Raw genomic sequence first — 20,549 nt, forward strand, 5'->3', positions numbered from 1 at the left:
TTTTCCTATGTATTTGGCAAATTAACCACAATGCTTTTAGCTAAACAGTAGTTACCCTTCTCTATTTGCGAAATGGCTTTTTTAAGGTAGTCCACTTGGTGTTTTGTGCCTGGTACTGTTCCTTGTTGAATCATTTTCAAAGCGCTGTATGCCGTCATGGCTTCGAGTTTACATTGCTCTTGAACTTTGGCTATACACTGTGTTTGCGGCTCGACTTTCGAATTAGCAGCCGAGAGTACAGGCAGAAAAGCGGCAATGAATGGAATTAAACACCGAGTTAAATAGTACATCCTCATTCCTCCAATAGCACTTAATGACGAAGTGTGAGCTTGGGTATATGAGAAAGAATAGAGTGAAATCGGAGTTGGGTTACCACTGTTTTGTGCACAACACTGTGGCAAAAATGCACAGCTTGGATTGAGTAACTCTATCAATGGTTTAGAAGAAAATAGATGAACGATTGAGCTTAGTCTATTTCTTGTTACTCGTTAGCTGATTTCGAATTAGTGGGGTGATGAATTCGAAAAAGGCGTTAATTCTTGCGCTTCGCCTCATGTCGGGGTGCGCGAGTAACCACAGATCGCAGTTAAACTCGCTCATGGTTTCATGTACTTGCAGCAATCTACCACCGTAATCGCCTAAAAAGCAAGGCAATGCCGCGATGCCGTTCCCCGCGATGGCTAACTCATAAACACTCATCAATGAACTGGCTGTGGTGCGATTTGCGTCGGGGTGTTTGAGTTTTTGAGTCATTTTATTCATCTCGGAACGATTAAGGTCATCGACTAAGGAAATCCAGTGATATTTATCGCTCGTAAGCTGCGCCATTTTGTCGATATATTCTTGGCTTGCATAAGTGGCGTAGGAAAGTGTCGCAAGACTGCGCCCAATCCAATGCTCTGGAGGAGTCAGGGTTGGCCTCAGCGCAATATCGGCGTCTTTTTGCACCAAATCTAGGCGTCGAGAGCCAGTTAGCAAGCGTAGTTCTACTTCTGGATACTGCTCTTGAAACTGTGCGAACGCTTCAGAAAGGACATACAAAAGTGTATCTGTAGTCGTCACTACCAAAGTGCCTTCGAGTTTGGTGTCTTGTCCTGCTATGTTATTTTGAATGCCATCAATCTGATTTCGCAAGGCAATAGCTCGATGATAAAAACGCTCGCCCTCGGGTGTCATTATGTATCCCGTATTAGAACGCTCAAATAGCGTGACATCCAGTTTCGACTCGACACCTTCAATACGGCGTAGGACTGTTGAATAGTGCACGCCTAATTTTTTTGCAGCGCCCGACAGGGTACCCGTCTCGCATACCGCAAGTACGAATGGAATATCATTCCACTCTATCCCTTGTTCGTTCATGTCAAGCTCCTAGATGCTTTTCGTTATTGTGACTGAAAATCAACGAACAGCACAATTATTATTGTCTGCACTTCATCCAGATAAGATTTCTATCAATTCTGGGGTTCAAAATAGGTATCACCATCGGCCATATGATGGTGAACCTAATATGATTTTTATTATAGAGAGCTAATCTTAAGGTCTAGCCCAATTGCCATCAGTACTATCACAGCAACGGCACCGACATCTGCAGCTTCATTATCATCGGCGGCGGCAAACCCCAAAGTCGTCAATATCGTTGGTTTGAGTTTAAATAATATGGTTGATATTCCGGCAAGGATCTCATTAGGTGACAGTCCCCCTGGAGCAGACAGGTCGTTGGGCTCCGCGCCTTCTTCTGCCATTTTGCCTATGGCTTCCACCACCCCTAACAAGCCCATCAACAAGTGTCCATAGCCACAAAGCTTTGAGGAAAGAGTGCTCTTATCTATCGTAAATACGAGTTTCAAAGCGGTAAAAGAAAAATCTAACACATTAAACGGCGTAAGGAAGTTCAAAAAATACCCCGACAACGCGGATTGGTTTTTTCCACTGAATGTGACCGCTAATGACGGCCATATTGATAGCGCTACTCGAATAAATAACAACGCGCTGCCCGCACAGCTAAACGGATAAGTTGGGGTATCGTCATTGTCGTTTGATTTAATTGACGTAATTACATCCCAACACGCGATTTCTAAGGTTCGAGAGATAAAATCCCATATTTGTGTCGCGGTAATATAGGTTTTGTTTTGACTCACGGTTTCCGTGCCACCAAGCAAATCAGATTGGCCCAATGCATTGCTCACATCGGAATAATACGACGTCGAGAGTGCGCCACTGGTGCTAAATCCGTTGAGAAAATAGGTCGTCAACCAAATACATGGGATATAGATATAGCTCTGGAAATCGCCATTATCGAGTGTGATGCTGCTGGATATGCCCAATAACGCTTCACTTTCAGGCGCATATTCCCCATCGCTCATTACTGCTTTTAAGAAATGGATAAACCATACAATTGGACCACAGTTGTTAATCTCAATCTGTAATGTATTGTCTCCACTTAGCTGGTTCAGGGCGTAAAATTTTTTTTGAATACCTGTATAGATGTTGCCGAAATCTTGAGAGAAAGAGCTGCTATCTCCACTGAATGGAAACGATGTCGCCATCGATTCAATCGAGGCTAAGGCTTCGATGGCACTACTCACCGGGTTAGGGGTTGCTTGAGAAAAAGTAAATTGGCCGTCAAGTTTATTCACTGTGTCAGTCATGCCTTTTAACATTAAATTGTACACTGATGTTTGGCTTGAGTTTGAGGAATTTAACGGACTGTTGGTTGGAAGAGTAATACTAATCGGGCTAATACTGACCCCATCGGCAACTGGCGATTGTGAGGCATCGTGGATGTGTCGGTGTAATAAGTCGGTCGTATGGGTGGCTGAGCTACTGGTGTGATGTTTGCCCATTTGTCCTGAAGACTGAGCCGAGTTGATACTTTGATGCGCTTGAGTACTGTTACATAGCGCGCGGGCATGAGTGCTGTTAGTTGGCCCACTATCTAACGCGTTTTTTATGGTACTAGACACCTCAGTTGGAAGAGATTGTTGACCTAATGTGTTCCACATTGTGCTATCTGACATGGTATCGGTAAAATCATCCGCTAACTTGCTTATTGTCGACCATAAAATCAGGGCATCAATGACCGCATCGAGCAAAAGGCCAATTACCAAGCCTACTGGCCCAAGCAGTGCGACCAGCACGCCCACGATGAGCAAATCAAGGATTTCAATCCAGTGCGTTTTAAAATAGTGGACGACTTTCTCTGCTTCCTTCTTAAGCCACCCTACTGCGGCGTGGATGATGTGTGAAAAGAAGCCCTCTAGTTCAGCGCTACTGCCACTGGCTGAGGGGGCATAACTGAAATCAATGGATTTGTCGCCCACGCCTTTAATCACTTTGCCTGCGCTGTCAAAAATCTCAGACACATGTTGTGCACTGTGCAATATTGTGCCCATTTCGACACTAAACCCGCCCCATGAGTCGCTCACGTTTGTGCCACTCCCGGCAACGGTTGAGATAAAGTTTAAGCCGACCGCGTTGCCTTGCACATTGTTTGATATTTGTATTCCAGCGCTGATATTCGAGTCAGTACTCGCGTTGAGTGACGATGTCGATAAAAGACAGTCGTTGTAGGGGTTCACCCCCACCGCCAATGCACTGGGTAATGATGTGGCACTGGGGTTGGTCACCACACCACTGAGCGCTTTTTGCCCATACGTATTCATGGCTTGGGCTAACTGAGACTTCGTAATATGGCCAGTAGAACGGCTCTGGGCGACTTTGTTTTGCAAGGTGTCTAGGTCACTTTCGCTGGTTGTTTGGTAGCGATGCGCCGCAGCGATTAACGGCTGAAACGCTTGCCAGTCAATGGCTTGGGTGACTTGGCTCATGGCTCCATCGTTACTCACCGTTGAGTCATCCATGGTCACGACCCGAGCAAAAAAGTAGCTGCTGGGTGTACAATCGAGCAACGCCAATTTGATTTTTTGCAACGTTTTGCTTGGCGGTCTCATGATAACGCTGTGGAATCGACTGATGGCATGCAGTGTGCCTTCATACGGGTCAAGCAGCTTCATCGATTTGTGCGTATTGAGTTGATAGTATTGATTGTCTTCCAGTTGGGCAGGCAAATGGTACTGATTGAGCGGCTCTAAGGTAAATTGGCCAGCAGATTTCGTATCCTTACCCAAGGATACACTGGTTGTCACCGCTCGCTCGCTGCAGATTTTTGACTTATGCCAAGCTTTAGTGGTGAAATCCATGACATTTAGGCTCACTTCCATGCCGGTGCTCATGCTAGAGGTTTTTCTCACCCCAAAATACGCCACTTGGTCGTTGCCTCGCACTGGTGTTGTCAGGGTATTAAATTGACCAATGAAATAGCAGCCATAGAGTATTTTGTTAAAGGCATCTCCTCCTGCGTCCTCCTGCCACCAATGAGCACTCTGCTGAGGTCCACCCACATAAGGCTCATAATAGAAAGCAAAACCATCACGGCTAACGGCGATGATGTGGGTATTACCAAATTTATTTCGATAGGGGTATATTGAAGTTATATATGGTACCCAGCCATCATAACCATAATCACCCCATCCGGCGGTGCCTGTTCCAACAAAATTGGCGTTGATTAATCCTGTCCCCACTTCTGGTGTGCTAATTGGGTGACCAGTGTAGCCATTTTGGTTGCTGTTGCCATCCACATTGGTGTAATCACAGAGGTTCAATTCCCATGGACCAAGGGTGTAGCATTCCGGAGGTAGTATTATCTGATGAACACGATTAGTGCGGCTGGATTGGTCTGTGTCACCTGAATCATACAGCGTGCGAATATGAATAATATCGCCAACCAATACATTGCCACTTACCGTGTTACCTACTTTAAAGCTCGATTCAGACCACGACTCTCCTTTGGCGTAGTCTGGGATCACTAAGGTATTGAGTCCCTGGACCACTGGAGTGCCGTAGATAGAGTCAACTTTGTTTATACCGTTCAATCCGGTCATAGTATAGAGAGAAACATTGTCGCTGGTGTTGTCCTGTGCCAACCAATAATAATAGGGAAGGCTTACGCCATGACTCTTGTCAACAAATAGTAATCTAGGTATAAATTGTGCGTGAATGCCTTGGTCATAATCCCCATGAAAAATCCGGCAGTCAATCCGTCCACCAGGCGTTATTTGTAACACTACCCCCGAGGCATTACTCACTTTGTCACCGCCTTGTGGTGTGCTCATGTAGCTAAACACCGCATAGGATTGGCCATCATTGGTGATGGTCCAGTTCGTGCTGACTTGGTACTTCACGTTATCTTGGAGGATTTCGCCTTGATTATGTAGGGCGGCAAGGAAGGTATCTCTATGCTCCCAGTTATCTAAAATAAGGTCATGAAGGGGTATCTTTACCCATTGATTCGCCTCTTGCTGGTTGATAGCTTCCAGCTGTGCTTTGCTTAAATACGCACCGTAATCATAGTCACCGAAATTGTAGAGAATGGAGTAAGACGAGTCACTGCACTCAACCACAAAGGCCAAGCGTTTTGATTTTTTCCCATTTTGTACCAGATTGTGGTACGCACAAGACAGGTTACGAATGGATTTAAACTGAACGTCATCGGCTTCGGAAAATTCGCTAATATCAAGATTGGTTTCTCGATAACCATTGTGGGCAACGGCCCCCGTTGTGCTGACAAAATCTCTCTCAAAAATCGTTAATGTATCGAATGTGCTGTTTTGTTGGCTGCTGGTAAAATGAGCAAATCCAGCTTCGCCATAACTATAATTTTGGTCGGAAAACACCGCGTCCGTATCGGCGACCATTTCGGTTTTAATAAAGGGCGTAAACGATTCAAAACCAGCATGCATACCTTCTTCAACCGATTGAGGCGCGACTTCATTGAATACATTTGGTACCGGAAAGGACTCGGTTGTTGCCTTTAAATACACCACCGCCGATTCACTGGCTTGCTCCTCAAGCGTAATGCCATTGTCTTCCGGCGCGCCCACATCATAGTCACTATCACCAGTATAATTGGCCCACGCTGTTGGCACCATGCCACTCGAGACCAGTCCCGTCAGCGCGGCAATTTTTCCCGATTTGGTTAAAAACGCTCGTCGAGATAGCACCTTATCGAAGGCTTTCAGTTCTTTTTCGATCACAGTAGGTTGTTTGAGAATGGACTTTAATTGAGATCGTAATTTTTCTCTTAACGTCTGATTATTCGGCTCGGGTTGTTTTTGAGACATCTTATATACCTAACACTAGATATGCAGATACCTGCCTTATCTGCATGTACATTAACTTCTGAAAGGCAAACCTAAAGATATTGGGTAGAGGCAGAGTGCCAAAATCAAGTTTGTCTTTCGCTTGCAAAAACAACCTTGTTTTTTGGTGTATCCATTACTTGGACTCGGGCTCAATGAGGCCCAATCAATATGACTTTTGACGTTATTAAGAGAAAAAGGGCTGTGAAACGATTCGGTCTCCGCTTTACCCTTAGTGGGCACTGTCCACACGATATACTGGCTTAAATACTCATAATAAATTGATAATCATCAAGAAAATTAAACATATTGTTGATGTAAGAATAAATAATGCAGAGGTGAAGGTATATCCCACTTTTGCGCACATTGCTTTGCATAGATGCACAATTGTTGCGTGATAAGTGTGAAGAGAAGTATTCTTTGCTCCGTAGTGACACAGAAGGGATGAAAGTGATTACTTTTGTTTTATCCAGCGAGTCGCAGCATGGGTAGCGGCACCATAAATGTAAGAGGAGTGACCACTAAAGTAGGGTTTGTCTATGTAAGAACATTTAGTGTTGATTCCAAGTACTTTAATTGTTTGCCCAATATGGTATTTCTTGTTTTTATAATAACAAGAAGAAGCATCATTATGCGCTGTTGCATTATTATTTTCAGTACTTGGTAATATTAAAATAGAAATGAGTAATAATATAGCAACTATAATAAGTAAACGTACTTTCATAACTTTAAATTCCTTTTAATATAATGGCTTGCTATATATTTTTATTGATTGTGTGAATGCTATTGTATGACCTTTTCTTTAATAAATTTGGGTATATTATCACCGTGGTTATGTTTGCCATCGTTATAAATTCAATTGGGTAAAACCATTTAAACTTATATCATTACTACTATAACTTATTAAGCCAATCTTACTTTGTGTATTCTTGCAATGATGTTGTGCTGTGATATGGCAATTACCAAAATACAGCCTCAACCAGAAGAAATCATCGTAAGTGGGCGACAAAATTACTGAAAGCCCTATTTTAACGTTAGTCTAAGTGGTATGGGCGAGAATGGAACCGTGTATGGCCCCATTCTCTAACTGCTAGCATAAGAGTTAGAAGGATGGTCCAACTAAACAGCTTTCTCTATGTTGATGAGCTTCTTATTTGCATTCGTATTCTTTTTGGATTTAGACAATGTTTCCGGCAATGTTGACCAGATGATGGCACCCAGGATAACGGCGGCAATAGACCAAATAAATACCACTGACATATCACCATGCGATGAAGCGGCAATCGCAGGGATGGCGAAGGATGTGGCGAGTCGGCCACCATTAAATGAGATGCCAGCAGCGATAGGGCGGTATTTTTCTGGAAACAATTCGGTGTAGAAAACGCCCCAGTAAGATGTGCTGCCGAAGCCAAAGCCGATCATAAACGAGAAAGGGTAGAGAAGCGCTTGATGATTCGCACCAATTTTTAAGTACAAGAGCATCGAAACGGCAGCAATGATAAACCCAATTAGCCCCACTTTTCTTCCTATCCAGCTGGCCATAATTCCCCAAAAATAGTAGCCGATGAAAAGGCCCAGACCACTGCTCATAAAGACTTCTCCCGCTACGTTTTGCGAAAGATGTAGCGTGTCGGTCATATAATGTAAGCTATTGTTATTAAATAAAGAGTAGCCTAGAAAATTGCAGGCGGAGAGGAGGAGAACGCTAACGCCTATACGAGTGTGGTTGCGATACATGGACACGTAAGACATGTCGCTTTTACCCGAGCTTTTACGTTGTTTCTTGCGAAGTTGGTTCATGTGTTGGAAATCATCGGGAACAAATAATGCGACCGCAATCATGCCGATTAACGGCCCGACCGCACAAATGGTGAGTAATAGTTTCCAGCCACTGCTGCCCATAATGCTGTACATATAGCCTGAGACCTGAATACCTATGGCGAATGAGCTAAACAGGATAGAGGCGAGTATGGCACGGCTTTTAGAAGGAAATAAGTCGACTACCAAAGCAATAGACGTCCCAAAACATCCGCCTAGTGCTAAGCCTGCGATAAAACGCGAGCCTAGCCATACTTGCAAGCTACCAGGAGAGATAAGTGGTAGCAGAGTGAAGGTGCCCATCATTAATGCAATTAGCATTAGTGTGCGCTTTTTACTTGTTTTCGCGGCGATAACACCAAAGATCAACGTGCCTGGAATGGTTCCTAGTTCTAAAGCACTAAAAATCATACTCACTTGAGTAAAGGAGAAACCATAGGTGTTGATAAGCGAGTGGCGAATGTTACCGTCTATCATCCAGTTAAGATCATAGAAAAAGTACACCATCATAATTGAAATAAAAGCCAACATTCTTCGGCTAAAAGACCACCCAATACCGATCACGGGCTCAGAAGGTGCGTTTGTCGTTGCACTTTGTGGCATCTTGCTCTCCTTAGTCATCGTCTGATGGATCAACGGACTCTAATCATTGCTCAATTTTTGTTTTTATGAATACGTATCCAAAATGAAAGGGTGTAATATTGTTGTCAAGATAATGTGTTCAGTGGTGTGTTTTAGGTTAATGTGGATCACACATCTTTTCTAATTTGTTAAATGTTTTATAAATTGCAACTATTCGCGCGAAAATTAAGCGGAATATTAGATTTTGCAATTCTAAATAGAGGGTGGGTTGTTAGTTGCTTTGGCAAGCTTACTGGCTCACCACAAACACATTCTTAAAATCAATGCTTAGGTAGTGAATATTTCTAAATATTTCAAACTGTAACATTTATAGGTAGTGTGAATAGGATGAGTTTTGCTGGGCCCAAGTTTGTAATACATTGAACTACCAAGAGAATAATTATACAGGCTGTTGTTTTGTATGTGTTTTTTTGAACCGACAGCTGTCATGAAAAAGTCATAAATCTTCCATATTTGGATTTTATCCTTTCGAGCAATCGTTGGCGGCTCAAATAGTTGCCAGTTAACTGGAAGCAAAAAATCTAGGACCAATTATGACTAGGAAATTTAAGCCGACGCTCGTAGCGGCATCTCTTGCTATTTCAATCGCTTCATTAGCAAGTGGTTGCTCTTATCTACAAGCGGATTCAAATAGTGATCATGCAAGCGCGGCGAAAACGGAAACTACAACGGTTCACTCAACGCCACAGTCCAAAGACAAAACAACAACGCCGATTGAGCATGTGGTTGTTATCTTTGACGAAAATATCTCGTTTGATCATTATTTTGGCACTTATCCTCATGCAACCAACCCTAAAGGCGAGCCAGCGTTCCATGCCAAACCGGGTACGCCACCTGTCAACGGTTTAACTAAGCAGCTGCTTGAGCACAATCCAAACCGTTACAACCCATTTTTGCTTTCTCGTAGCAAGGAGCCGTGCGACCAAGATCACGAGTATGAAGCAGAGCAAGAAGCGTATAACGGCGGCTTAGTGAATCAGTTTGTCAGCGCTACGGGGAATAAGACATCCAAGGAATGCCAGCGAGAAGTCATGGGCTACTATGATGGCAATACAGTGACGGCGCTATGGAACTACGCGCAAAACTTTTCACTCAATGACAACTCCTACGGTACGATTTTTGGCCCATCAACGCCAGGTGCACTTAACCTTGTGGCAGGAACGACAGGTAAAGCTCTTCCTGCCAACGCGCCTGATGTGGTTAATGGCAACCTCGTGGGCGATGTGAATCCTCGTTTTGACGATTGCTCCTATTCTAGCCCGGTTAAAGCCACAGAGGGTGAAGCCAACGCTGCGAAAGATGGCGGCATGATTTATATTCAAGGTAAGAATATTGGTAACTTGCTGAATGAAAAAGGCGTAACATGGGGTTGGTTTGAAGGTGGGTTTGATCCAACTAGCCGCACCAAGTCGGGCGTTGCACTTTGTGATGCTGTCAGTACCAATGTGTTCGGTGGCCAAAAGAAAGATTACATACCACACCATGAACCGTTCCAATACTTCAAGTCCACATCAAATCCACATCACCTGCCACCAAGCAGCATTGCGATGGTGGGTAAAACGGATCAGGCAAACCATCAATATAGCTTAAAAACCTTCTGGAAAGCGGCTGATAGTGGTCATTTGCCTGCGGTTAGCTTCTTGAAAGCAAAAGGGGTAGAGGATGCCCATGCGGGTTACTCTAATCCACTAGATGAGCAGAAGTTCTTGGTTCGCACGATTAACCGCTTACAAAAACTGCCGAGCTGGAAACACACCGCAGTGATCATCGCCTACGATGACTCAGACGGCTATTACGACCATGTGATGCCGCCGAAAAACCACTACGCTAATGAACAAGGCCGTGCTGGTTATGGCCCTCGCTTGCCGCTGTTGGTGATTTCTCCTTACGCGAAACAAAACTATGTCGATCACACCCTGACCGATCAGGCGTCCATCATTCACTTCATCGAGCGCAACTGGCAACTAGGCCATATCAAGCACTCAATGGATGTTCATTCGGGTACGTTGGATCATATGTTTAACTTCCACAAAAAGCAGCTTGATGCAAAATTGTTCCTGAACCCTAAAACGGGTGAAGTAGTGTCTTAATCTTGATTGCCGTAGCCAATGGCTACGGCATTACATTTACCTAAGTGACTCTCACCGAGGCCATTTAGGTAAGCGTGCTTTGGGTGTGTTAAGTCTATGAACTATTCAGTGGTTAAAGCAAAGTGGCAACTCAAGTTAGAGCTGCGATTCTTTCAATTAAGAAAACTCTTTCCGGCCATCCAGATATTGATGTTGCTATCGCTAGTGGCATTATTGGTTTTGCCCCTTTTTGGTCCTTATCCGCGTTTTCAATGGCAAACCCCATGGAACAACGGCCAGTTGTTTAGTGAATGGGTGCTGTGGGGGTTTTGGTATCCGGGTACATTACTTTCTGTGTTGTTTGTTGGCCGGCTGTGGTGCGGCGCTCTGTGTCCGTTGGGCGCGTTAAGCGAGTGGGTGAGCCGCATTGGTGGCCGATTGAACCCGCCTAACTGGATTAAACACCCCATAGCACCGGCTTTCAGTTTTTTAATCGTGACCGTTTGGGCGCAAACACTCGATGTGAGAGATGATCTGCGCAGCGCTTTGTTGCTCTTTGCCATCATATTCGCCCTTGCGGTTGCTTGTGGGCTAGCCTTTGGATCTGGGCGTGGTGTGGCTCGGCGTGTATGGTGTCGCCACTTATGCCCGATTGGATCTGTGCTAGGTGTATTTTCTCGAATTGGGGTCATGAGTATCGATCCGGCTAACAAAGAAAAGGTTGAAGAAGGCTATCGCGACCACGGATTATGCCCAACCAGTATCGAACTTCGTAGCAAGCAAAGCTCACGCCACTGTATCAAGTGTGCCCGTTGCATTAAGCCCAATGCACGTGGTGGGTTAAGTTTGACCTTGCGTGCTCCAGCATCAGAGATTGAATACATAGACCGTCATTCTCCTTGCAGCTCAGAGCTGGCGTTTATTTGGTTTGCCCCAGGATTAGCTATTGCGGGCTTTATTTGGAGTTCGAGCCCTTTGTATGCTCAATTTCGCCAAGCGTTAGGGGAGTGGGCAATGAACCATCAGTGGATGGGGATGTTCAGTCAAGGCCCCGCTTGGCTGATGAATCAAAATGCAGCCATTGATCAGCACTACTTGTGGCTCGATTTTGTGTCTATCAGCCTTTTTATGCTGGGGTTCGCCGCGTTAATGGCGCTGATTTTATTCGCGCTTTCTCTTGCAGGCGCTGCGTTACTTAAAAACGATGTTCGCACTTCATGGATTCACCGACTGACCACCTTTGGTTATCAGTTTTCGCCTTTGGCGATGCTATGCATATTGCTTGGTTTGGGCAGCACGCTAATCAGCTCTTTGCATCAATGGATAGGCCATCAGGTTATGGTCGACATTGAGCTTAGCTTTGTTGTCGTGGCATTGACGTTTAATTTATTGATTGCGTTTCGCTGGGTGGCAAAAAATCACAAAAGTTGCTGGAGACGTATTTTGAGCTCAGGTGTGATTACCTTGGGCTGCTTTTTCATTTCTACGGTAACGCTGTGGAGTATTTTCCCGTCTTACCAGTTGTTTTAAAAAAATAGGAGTAATAGGTGAAGTATCGGCTGTTTTATTGGGTGTCATGCAGTGCTCTTTTGTGGAGTTCATTTGCATCAGCGCAAACTTTGACCTTGGGAGCAAAAGATGTTGCAGGGATGCATTTATCCAACGGTGTGGTGGCTAAGACTAGCAAGCAGAGTGCGAATTCCAGTGCTCAAATTCAACACAAGCCCCTTAAAAGGACATACACCTTATTTAGTCGGATGAATGCCAATGCGATGAATCCGAATGGCTTTATCACCAATGACTTTATCCCTTACTGTGTGTTGACTTATAAGTTATCCAAACAAGGCTCGCCGTGGCATAAAACGCTTCGCTCCCCGATGCGTTTGACCATCAAAGGCCCTGAATATGGTGTATCAGCTCTGCTTGATGGGCCGGGTGTCTATCAGTGGGAAATTGATTATATGTCGCCTTATTACGGCGGCTTTTACCGACATACTGATAAAGCAACAGGCGTCGCTCCTTGGTGGAAACCATTTCACTTAACTTACACCTTCACTCTTGCCAAAAATGGTGTTGTTGGGGAGAAAGCATAATGAAGCGTTTAATGTTGCTGTTTGCTCTGTGTTTAACCAGCTATTCGTCATTTGCACTCAACGTTGTATTTGGCCCAGATATCGGTATTAACGGCATGAAAGTGGGGGCGAGTTTTATCCAAGGCGTGACGATGTCGCCAAAGGTCAAAGGGATGACAAAACACCCTGATATTCACCTAGAAACGGATGTACATGCCCTACCAGGCAACCCACAAGGGTTTCCCCCGACGGCTTGGATTGCGGGCTTAAAAATCCACTACATAGTAACGAAACAAGGCAGTCACTGGAAACAACAAGGTTATTACTTGGCGATGGTTGCCCAAGGCGGGCCACATTATGGCGTGAACTTAAAACTGGATGGGCCTGGGAAGTATTTCGTCACTAACTACTATCAGCCACCCACGGCGAATGGCTACTTTGAGCATGACAAAGCAGGGCCCGGCGTATACCCATGGTGGAAGCCGTTTACTAGACACTACACCTTTGAATTTTTTGGAGCGGGCAAACATGGCGGTTATTAAAAAGTTGGCAGCGGCAATCGGCTTGTTTGCTGTAGCGGGAACGGCAGTGGCTAAAACGGTTACCACGCCGCAGCCGCGTACGCCAATTAAACATTTAGTGGTGTTAATTCTTCAAGACCAGAGCTTTGACCGCTATTTCGGTATTTACCCCAAGGCCCTGAACTTAGCAGGGGAAAATGCATTTCACGCGGCAAAAGACACACCGCAAGTGGATGGCTTTACCAAACAAATACTTCAACATAACCCTAATTTGAGTAACCCGTATCGAATGGCACCACAAGAGCCAACCTGTGATTCAGGCCATGGCGTGTATGCGGAAAAACGTTCTTACAATCATGGTCGCAACAATATGTTTATCTGGAAAGACTATGACATTTCTAGCGGTATTAACGACGATGGTTGCTTTCCCAACTCTGTGATGGGGTATTACGATGGCAACTCGGTGACTGCCCTGTGGAATTATGCTCAGCATTATGCAATGGCCGATCACTTGTTTGCATCCAATTACACCACGGAAGCTGGCGGTATGGTGGATCTCATTGCGGGCACGAATAAGGGCGTTTTACCTAAGTTAAGCCCGGGCGTTAGCTTTCGTGACTCGTTAATTCAAGACAACCCACCGCGTTATGATGATGCCAGTAAAGGGCGATTTAAAGTCAGCTACACACGAAAAAATATTGGTGATTTGTTGAATCATCGTCATGTCACTTGGGGCTATTTTTCAGGCGGATTTCAGCCATCTGGTTGGACGAAACCCGGTAAAGCAGAGCTAAGCGGAAAATCGCTCAATTCACAAGGCTCGTTAATTACCAATTACCAGCCAATTAGCGAGCCTTTTCAGTATTTTGCTGCAACCGCTAATCCACATCATTTACCACCATCTTCGATAGCGATGCTAGGGCACTCTGATAAAGCACACCATCAATATGATTTACGCTATTTTTGGAAAGCACTAGAGCGTGATCAGTTGCCTTCTGTCAGTTTCTTATCGCCGAAAACGGGCCAAAGTGGTCGTGTTGGTGTGTCTTCACCAAAAGACGAACAAGCCTTCATTGTGAAAACCATCAATCACTTAATGACATCACCAGCATGGAAATCGACGGCGGTAATGATTGTTTGGAGCTACAACGACGGTTGGTATGATCATGTGACGCCACCGAACAAGCCTAAAGCGATGAACGGAATAGGTTATGGGCCAAGGCTACCTTTCTTGTTGGTATCTCCTTGGGCAAAGCACAACTATGTATCGCATCGCCAGTTGGACCAAGGATCAGTTTTGAAGTTTATTGAATACAACTGGGGGTTAGGAGTATTAGGCCAGCACACGGCTGATAAGTTTGCTCATTCGCTAAGAGGGATGTTTGACTTTGCGGTTAAGCCAGATGTGACGCCGTTAATTCTTAGCCCCAATACGGGCTTGGTTAGGAAAGCGGCGAGCTAAAACACGCCACTTCCACCCATCAAATAATCTGGTGCTTGGCTAGAATTGCAAGCACCAGATCAAGCCCTTTTAGCTGTTCAGTACTTCACAATATGGTTGTTTGGACTGCTTTCCTTTGGTTACACAGTTCGCAGCCGTTACGCCAATGACGTATTGCCCTAGACCGGTTGGATGAATATCGTCTTCAAACAGATAGTGGTCGTTGTCTTCAGCGGGTATACAGGTTAACGCCGACGAGCCGTTGTCACAGGCTGGAGCGGTCACATTATCAAACTTAATCTCTCTGCCATCGATTTCAACCGTGTGATCTGGATTACTGATAACCGTGTTAACCAAGCTGTTAGCGTCGACATAATAGGCTTTTATCACGTCGGTTTGCAGCAAACTGTATAACGTCGTGTTATAAGCCGACGATGCTTGGTTTAGCAGAGCTGTCAACGCAGCCGATTGCTGGCCTAGCGGAGTTTTTCCCAGATCGGGTAAGTTAATAACCAAAAACTCAGGATTGATACCAGTGCGATTGATAAAGTGATTTTTTAGGTTATTGATAATTTCTGCTTCTTGAGTTGCGGCTGTGACGGCTGATTTGACCACATCTTCTGGCGTGGCTTTCTTGGCAAGCATTTTATCTAAAGTAATGAAGATATTGTTGGCTCCCGACCAAAATGCATACAAGTTTTTACCAGTGTCTAATTGGCCGCTCAGTGAATTTAAGTAAGTGCTCACTTGTTTTTGTACTGAAGGTGGGTTGTAACAAGTTAGCTTTTCGTTCGAGTTGCACGAGCGCGTAATTCCTTGGCCTTCGGTTGTCGCGCCGCCAGAAGCAAAGTTGCTGCCACCTAAATTAATTTTGACGTAGGAATTGTATTTTTGATTGATAAAAGAGGTGTTATTGTAGGTCACCTTGGTTTTTAAAGCAGTGGCCACGTATTCTGGCCACATTCTAGAACCCGGAGTGGTGTAAGTAGACATCTTGTTATTGGCTAGGTTAGTCGGATTTTGGTTTTGTACACCCTGATCAGATAAGCTATCGCCAAACACAATCAGGTGTTGATAAAGGCTAGGATAGTGTTGTTCAGATTGCGTTTGTGCGTAACTGGCCATGCTCGTACCGAGTGACAATATTCCACACAATGCTAATATTCGCTTTTTCATTATTAACTCTCTTTGAATGCCGTTAAGTAAGGACGACATTAAGCTAGCCATTCATCGCTACAGAGATGTGACCAATTTATTATTGTTTTTGTATATCTATGATATTCATGGAGAAGGTATAGATTGGGCTGAGGGGACTATCGCACTGAAAAGGTCATTTAAACAATTATGCGTAGACAGTTATCGGGTTGGCTCATTTTCTTAAGCCTTATTTGGTATGTAGTGGCATCGTTTGCCTCATTGCCACTATTTCCGTCGGTCATTTTGTGTTGGGTCACGGTATTGATGGTGTGGCCGGGCCTAAATCGCACTAGCAAAATTCAGTCATTGTCGTTATTTCTCATCGGCATTGTGTTATTGCTGGTGAGTTTGTTTGTCAGTGGGCACATTGACTGGTGGCTTGCTATGCACGTCAACTTGCCGTTGGTTATGATGTTTGCTGGTATCACCTTTTTGACCGCCAATAAGGCCAAAACCACCGAAGATAAACGCATTCCGAAAGGGCAAAAAGGGGCATTGTCGACCTTGGCAACGTGCCACTTTATCGGCGGCATTATTAACTTGTCTATCTTGTTTATTGTTGGCGATCGTCTATCTGAGAAAGCGAGAAAGCTAACGCCGACTCAAGCAGCTTTTATGTCGCGAGGGTTTTGTGGCGCAGCGCTTTGGTCACCGTTTTTCATGGGAGGAGCGGTGGCGCTGAACTATTCACCAGGCGCAAAAATTAGCCACTATATTGGTGCGGGGCTAATAATGGTGATCCCGATGGCACTGCTGACCATGTTTGACACCTATCGTTTTAAAACGCCGCCATTTGAAGGTTACCCGCTCAGTTTGGATAGTTTGACTTTGCCTGCTTTTCTCGCCGTTGCAGTGATGATTGGTCATTACTTTGATCCCAACATGTCGACGATTTTACTCATCACCATTGTTGCGCCAATTGGTGCGATTTTATTTGTGCCAATGGGTGAAAAAGTTGAGAAAAGCATCGAAGTGGTTGGCGAAAAAATACCAAGGATGTCTGGTCAGTTTGCATTATTTATGGCAGCAGGTGTGTTCTCAATCGGTATTGCTTCAATCTTGCATCATTTCTCTAATATTAATCAGCTGTTACCAGCCCAGTTTACCAGTGTGGACTTTATTCTTGTTGGGGTAGTCATGACCTTAGTGTCGATATTTGGTGTACATCCGATTATCACTATTTCTTTGATTAGTCCTTTTTTGCAATATATGCAGGTAAACCCGAACGAGATGGTATTTTTGTTTGTCACTGCTTGGGCTATTGCGACGGCGATTAGTCCGCTATCTAGCGTCGGAATGATGCTCACCGAGCACTATAATGTGCCTAGGTTGAAATACATGAAAGTGCAAAGACTGTATTCAATTTTGATGTGGATAGTAGCGGCATTAGTTGCGAAGGTGTATTTTTAGTGGTTTTAGCTGCTTTCGCCTTTTTAAAAGCGAAAGCAGTGGAACGCCCTAACTTCGATTATTCGAAAGTGTAGTGAACGCCAACTAGGAAGTTGTTTACTACAGGCGCGTAGTTATTGCTGGTGTTAGAGTTGTCGCCAAAGTAGTGTGTATACGTACCCTGTAGACTAAGTTGCTCGTCTATGCTGTATCGAACTCCAGCTCCTAACAAAGGCTTATACTCATTAGAGTCTTCGCCAGATAATACGCCTTGAGAGTCTGTCACTTTAGACATCATATAGGCGACTCCACCTTTACCAAACACAGCCCATTTTTCGTCAATGTGGTAAGTACCCACGCCTGCCAAATCTATCGACGAAGACTGGAATTTAAGTTCATCTGAACCAACATTGTTACTGATAGTTCCAAAGTACGAGTAACCTAACTCTGCTCCAGCATCCCATTTATCATTTAATTCTTGCTGATAACCGACAGCAACTCCACCAGAGAGGTGTGACTTTGTCATGGAGTCTTGTGAAATAATTTGACCAGCAACTTTGGTTGAAGCCACACCCACACCACCATCAACATAGATATTGCCAGCGAAAGCAGAAGCCGTACCTGCCACAGATAAAATGGTTGCAAGTGCAACGCACTTCGAAATATTTGTCTTTTTCATATTATTTTCCCATTATATTTAGTTGTGTAATCGTTTACATTTGTGAGGTAAAAGTGACCATCCAAGTTGGCAGGCCGGGAATATTAATCACTGATTATTTCAATTTGATTTCAGTTTTATTACAACCAAATGCTGTTCTGCTGTGTTTGTTAAAATCATCAAAAGTGTAAGATTCGATCAACTAAATTAACCATATGATTAATAATGACTTTGCGATGTTGATGGGTAAGTGGGCAGATCCTGATAACGAGATGAAAAAAGTTTGAAAATTTTTCGAACTTTTTAATGATAAGAGTTTAGTTTTCTAACTGATCTAATTCTTTGATTTATATAAAATATAATACGTGAATACTATTCATGCTAAAGATTCGAAAATAGGTTTGATCTTAGAGATATAGTTTTATATGAATCCAAATTAATATAAATGCGATTTACTGTTAGAGTGTCGTCAATAACTGCGGCACAGATTTGAGAATTAGTCCAACCTTGACTAGATTCAGGCGAGAAAGAATAAAATGATGATAACCAGATAAGGATATAAATTCGTGCTCAAGTGACCAGTCTTAGTAACCGAATAAAAGGCTACCTGAGTATGTTGTAAGGTATGAATATTGAGCACTTGAAATTATTTGTTCGCTTGGCCTCGACCCATAATATTAGTATGGCTGGACAAGATCTTGGGCTTTCCCCAGCTGTGGCAAGTTCACATATTAATAAGCTTGAACAAAGCCTAGGGGTGAGACTTGTCCACCGAACCACAAGAAAGGTCAGCTTAACCGAAGAAGGCGCGGCATTTCTTCCGCATGCTGAAAGCGTACTTCATTCCATTGAAGTTGCGAGAGCTTCGGTTGGAAGCGGCAGTGTTTCACCGGAAGGGGTATTAAGGGTGACAGCGCCAGCGTCATTTGGGCGGATGCATTTAATCCCTGCACTAAAAGAGTTTATGACTCAAAACCCTAATTTAAGCGTTGATTTTCGTTTGTCGGATTGCATTGTTGACCTAGTGGAAGGTGGCTTTGATGTTGCTGTTCGTAATGCGGAACTGAAAGATTCAACCTTGGTTGCGAAAAAGCTTGCCAGCGATCACCGGATAGTTTGTGCATCGCCTGAATATATAAAACAATTTGGTCAACCGGATAAACCTGCTGATCTCTATAATCACAGATGCATTGTTTTGCATGGCGTGGAAACTTGGCCTTTTGAAACGCCCCGTGGAACTGTGAATATTAAACCAAAAGGGTATTTCAAATCGGATAATGGTGAAGCTGTGCGGGATGCGTGCGTAAAAGGCATTGGAGTCACGATTGCTTCTACTTGGATTGCGTACCAGCATCTAAACTCAGGCGAGCTAGTTGAGGTGTTGAGAGATTACCCACTAAAATCAAAAACCAACATTTGGGCAGTGTATCCAAGCACGAATCTATTGGCGCCAAAAGTCAGAGCCTTTATCGATTACTTCAATGAGTTATATGGGCATCCACCCTATTGGGACCTTCATTTAAAATAAAGATCAGCATCTATGGTGCTCTGCGAATTATTGGCCAAAAAGTTCGGTGTATTGATTAATGAAATAGCCAGAATATCTTCGATGGTTTTCACCACTAACGCGCTTTTTTCTCCATCCAAAGCATCGGGGTGTGGATTGTCGAAACGGCCCGTGTCATTGTCAAAATACTTGCCTGCTGCGTCAATAAATTCATCCGATAGCGCGGCCCGACAGAGAATGATTGCGCCGATCCGCAAATCTTTACCCGCCACACCATAGGCGGTTTGAACCATTTTACTGCCTAAAAACGAGGCAGGGTTGACCGATACAATCATTGGAGCACGCTCACCCAATGACTTGGCCATCTCGCGGGTCCACATAGTAAGAGCCAGTTTGCTTTGCGCGTAGGCATCGCCGTCTGAGAGTCGCTGCTCTCCTAATAGTGCCTCTATGTTGACGCTCGCTTGCGCGGCAGAGGAAACATTTATGACTCTGCCATCTTTGACAAATAAAGGTAGCAGCTCCTTCGTGAGCAAGTATGGAGCTATGGTATTTACAGCAAAGCGAATATCTAACCCATCATCAGTCATATAATGATTGGTGGTAAAAACTCCCGCGTTATTGATCAGGACGTCTAATTTCCCGTGCTTTTCGCAAATGTCTAAGATAAGTTGCTTAACCTGAGTCAAACAAGACAGATCGGCCAAATAGGTTTCGAATTTTTGTGCGCCGTAGATGTCACTGAGCTGTGCTTTTATCTTTTCCATCTTGCTCTCGCTACGGCCGTGCAGCAGAACATATATCTCTTTGTCCAACAGCATTTTTGCTGTTTCAAGGCCAATGCCGTCGGTAGCCCCCGTGATCAGTACGACTTTGCTCATGTTCGAATTCCTGCCTCTCTTGTCTCTTACTTCAAAGATTAGTGCCTAGAGTGATTGGGCACTACGTGTTTGAAGGTGGAAACAGTTTCAATCGGGCGAAGATAATCTTCAATAGAGGAATAGCTAGCCTCAGTGTGAGGCTAACCTGATAGATGGA

General features: G+C 44.3%; 15 protein-coding genes. 7 read left to right on the top strand and 8 right to left on the bottom strand.

Annotated features, from left to right (window positions below; genetic code table 11):
• Window positions 1-5: 5 nt before the first annotated feature.
• From M9194_RS13335 to M9194_RS13355, 5 genes are all read right to left on the bottom strand, one after another.
• Window positions 6-290 carry a hypothetical protein gene (locus tag M9194_RS13335; protein WP_250613170.1) on the bottom strand — a complete coding sequence of 95 codons (285 nt, stop codon included), beginning with the start codon at window positions 288-290 and terminating at the stop codon, window positions 6-8.
• Between the two features lie 181 nt (window positions 291-471).
• Window positions 472-1,359 (bottom strand): LysR family transcriptional regulator, encoded by an 888-nt coding sequence (locus tag M9194_RS13340; RefSeq protein WP_250613171.1) that lies wholly within the window; start codon window positions 1,357-1,359, stop codon window positions 472-474.
• A 158-nt stretch (window positions 1,360-1,517) separates the two neighbouring features.
• Entirely contained in the window at window positions 1,518-6,179 is a 4,662-nt protein-coding gene (locus tag M9194_RS13345) for a hypothetical protein (protein WP_250613172.1), read from the bottom strand.
• Between the two features lie 472 nt (window positions 6,180-6,651).
• Window positions 6,652-6,921: a DUF1496 domain-containing protein gene (locus M9194_RS13350; protein WP_250613173.1), complete on the bottom strand. Its 270-nt coding sequence runs from the start codon at window positions 6,919-6,921 to the stop codon at window positions 6,652-6,654.
• Between the two features lie 395 nt (window positions 6,922-7,316).
• Window positions 7,317-8,618, bottom strand: a complete 1,302-nt coding sequence (locus M9194_RS13355) for an MFS transporter (protein WP_250613174.1) — start codon at window positions 8,616-8,618, stop codon at window positions 7,317-7,319.
• A gap of 572 nt (window positions 8,619-9,190) precedes the next feature.
• On the opposite strand from M9194_RS13355, the gene M9194_RS13360 reads away from it, so the two are divergent.
• The 5 genes from M9194_RS13360 to M9194_RS13380 all read left to right on the top strand — a co-directional run bounded on the left by M9194_RS13360 (window position 9,191) and on the right by M9194_RS13380 (window position 14,781).
• Window positions 9,191-10,747, top strand: a complete 1,557-nt coding sequence (locus M9194_RS13360) for an alkaline phosphatase family protein (RefSeq protein WP_250613175.1) — start codon at window positions 9,191-9,193, stop codon at window positions 10,745-10,747.
• A gap of 96 nt (window positions 10,748-10,843) precedes the next feature.
• Window positions 10,844-12,256 carry a 4Fe-4S binding protein gene (locus M9194_RS13365; protein ID WP_250613176.1) on the top strand — a complete coding sequence of 471 codons (1,413 nt, stop codon included), beginning with the start codon at window positions 10,844-10,846 and terminating at the stop codon, window positions 12,254-12,256.
• Window positions 12,257-12,273: 17 nt separating this feature from the next.
• Window positions 12,274-12,819, top strand: coding sequence for an iron transporter (locus tag M9194_RS13370; RefSeq protein WP_250613177.1), 546 nt, complete (start codon window positions 12,274-12,276; stop codon window positions 12,817-12,819).
• The gene (locus tag M9194_RS13375) at window positions 12,819-13,340 is read left to right on the top strand and encodes an iron transporter (protein WP_250613178.1); all 522 of its coding nucleotides are present in this window, start codon (window positions 12,819-12,821) and stop codon (window positions 13,338-13,340) included. Before M9194_RS13370 ends, M9194_RS13375 begins: the two co-directional genes overlap by 1 nt.
• Complete coding sequence (locus tag M9194_RS13380; RefSeq protein ID WP_250613179.1) at window positions 13,327-14,781, top strand: alkaline phosphatase family protein; 1,455 nt, start codon at window positions 13,327-13,329, stop codon at window positions 14,779-14,781. Before M9194_RS13375 ends, M9194_RS13380 begins: the two co-directional genes overlap by 14 nt.
• A gap of 69 nt (window positions 14,782-14,850) precedes the next feature.
• On the opposite strand, the gene M9194_RS13385 is transcribed toward M9194_RS13380, so the two are convergent.
• Window positions 14,851-15,936, bottom strand: a complete 1,086-nt coding sequence (locus tag M9194_RS13385; RefSeq protein WP_250613180.1) for an SGNH/GDSL hydrolase family protein — start codon at window positions 15,934-15,936, stop codon at window positions 14,851-14,853.
• A gap of 168 nt (window positions 15,937-16,104) precedes the next feature.
• On the opposite strand from M9194_RS13385, the gene M9194_RS13390 reads away from it, so the two are divergent.
• The gene (locus M9194_RS13390; protein WP_250613181.1) at window positions 16,105-17,367 is read left to right on the top strand and encodes a hypothetical protein; all 1,263 of its coding nucleotides are present in this window, start codon (window positions 16,105-16,107) and stop codon (window positions 17,365-17,367) included.
• 58 nt (window positions 17,368-17,425) lie between these two features.
• Here the strand turns inward: M9194_RS13390 and M9194_RS13395 are convergent, their stop codons facing one another.
• Window positions 17,426-18,025: an outer membrane protein gene (locus M9194_RS13395; protein WP_250613182.1), complete on the bottom strand. Its 600-nt coding sequence runs from the start codon at window positions 18,023-18,025 to the stop codon at window positions 17,426-17,428.
• A gap of 604 nt (window positions 18,026-18,629) precedes the next feature.
• Between M9194_RS13395 and M9194_RS13400 the strand changes: the two genes are divergently transcribed.
• Window positions 18,630-19,532 carry a LysR family transcriptional regulator gene (locus M9194_RS13400; protein ID WP_250613183.1) on the top strand — a complete coding sequence of 301 codons (903 nt, stop codon included), beginning with the start codon at window positions 18,630-18,632 and terminating at the stop codon, window positions 19,530-19,532.
• Here the strand turns inward: M9194_RS13400 and M9194_RS13405 are convergent.
• Complete coding sequence (locus tag M9194_RS13405) at window positions 19,520-20,392, bottom strand: SDR family NAD(P)-dependent oxidoreductase (RefSeq protein ID WP_250613184.1); 873 nt, start codon at window positions 20,390-20,392, stop codon at window positions 19,520-19,522. The two genes, M9194_RS13400 and M9194_RS13405, sit on opposite strands and share 13 nt — an antisense overlap.
• Window positions 20,393-20,549: the final 157 nt, after the last annotated feature.

Source organism: Vibrio sinus, assembly GCF_023634645.1.
GTDB classification, from domain to species: Bacteria; Pseudomonadota; Gammaproteobacteria; order Enterobacterales; family Vibrionaceae; genus Vibrio; species Vibrio sinus.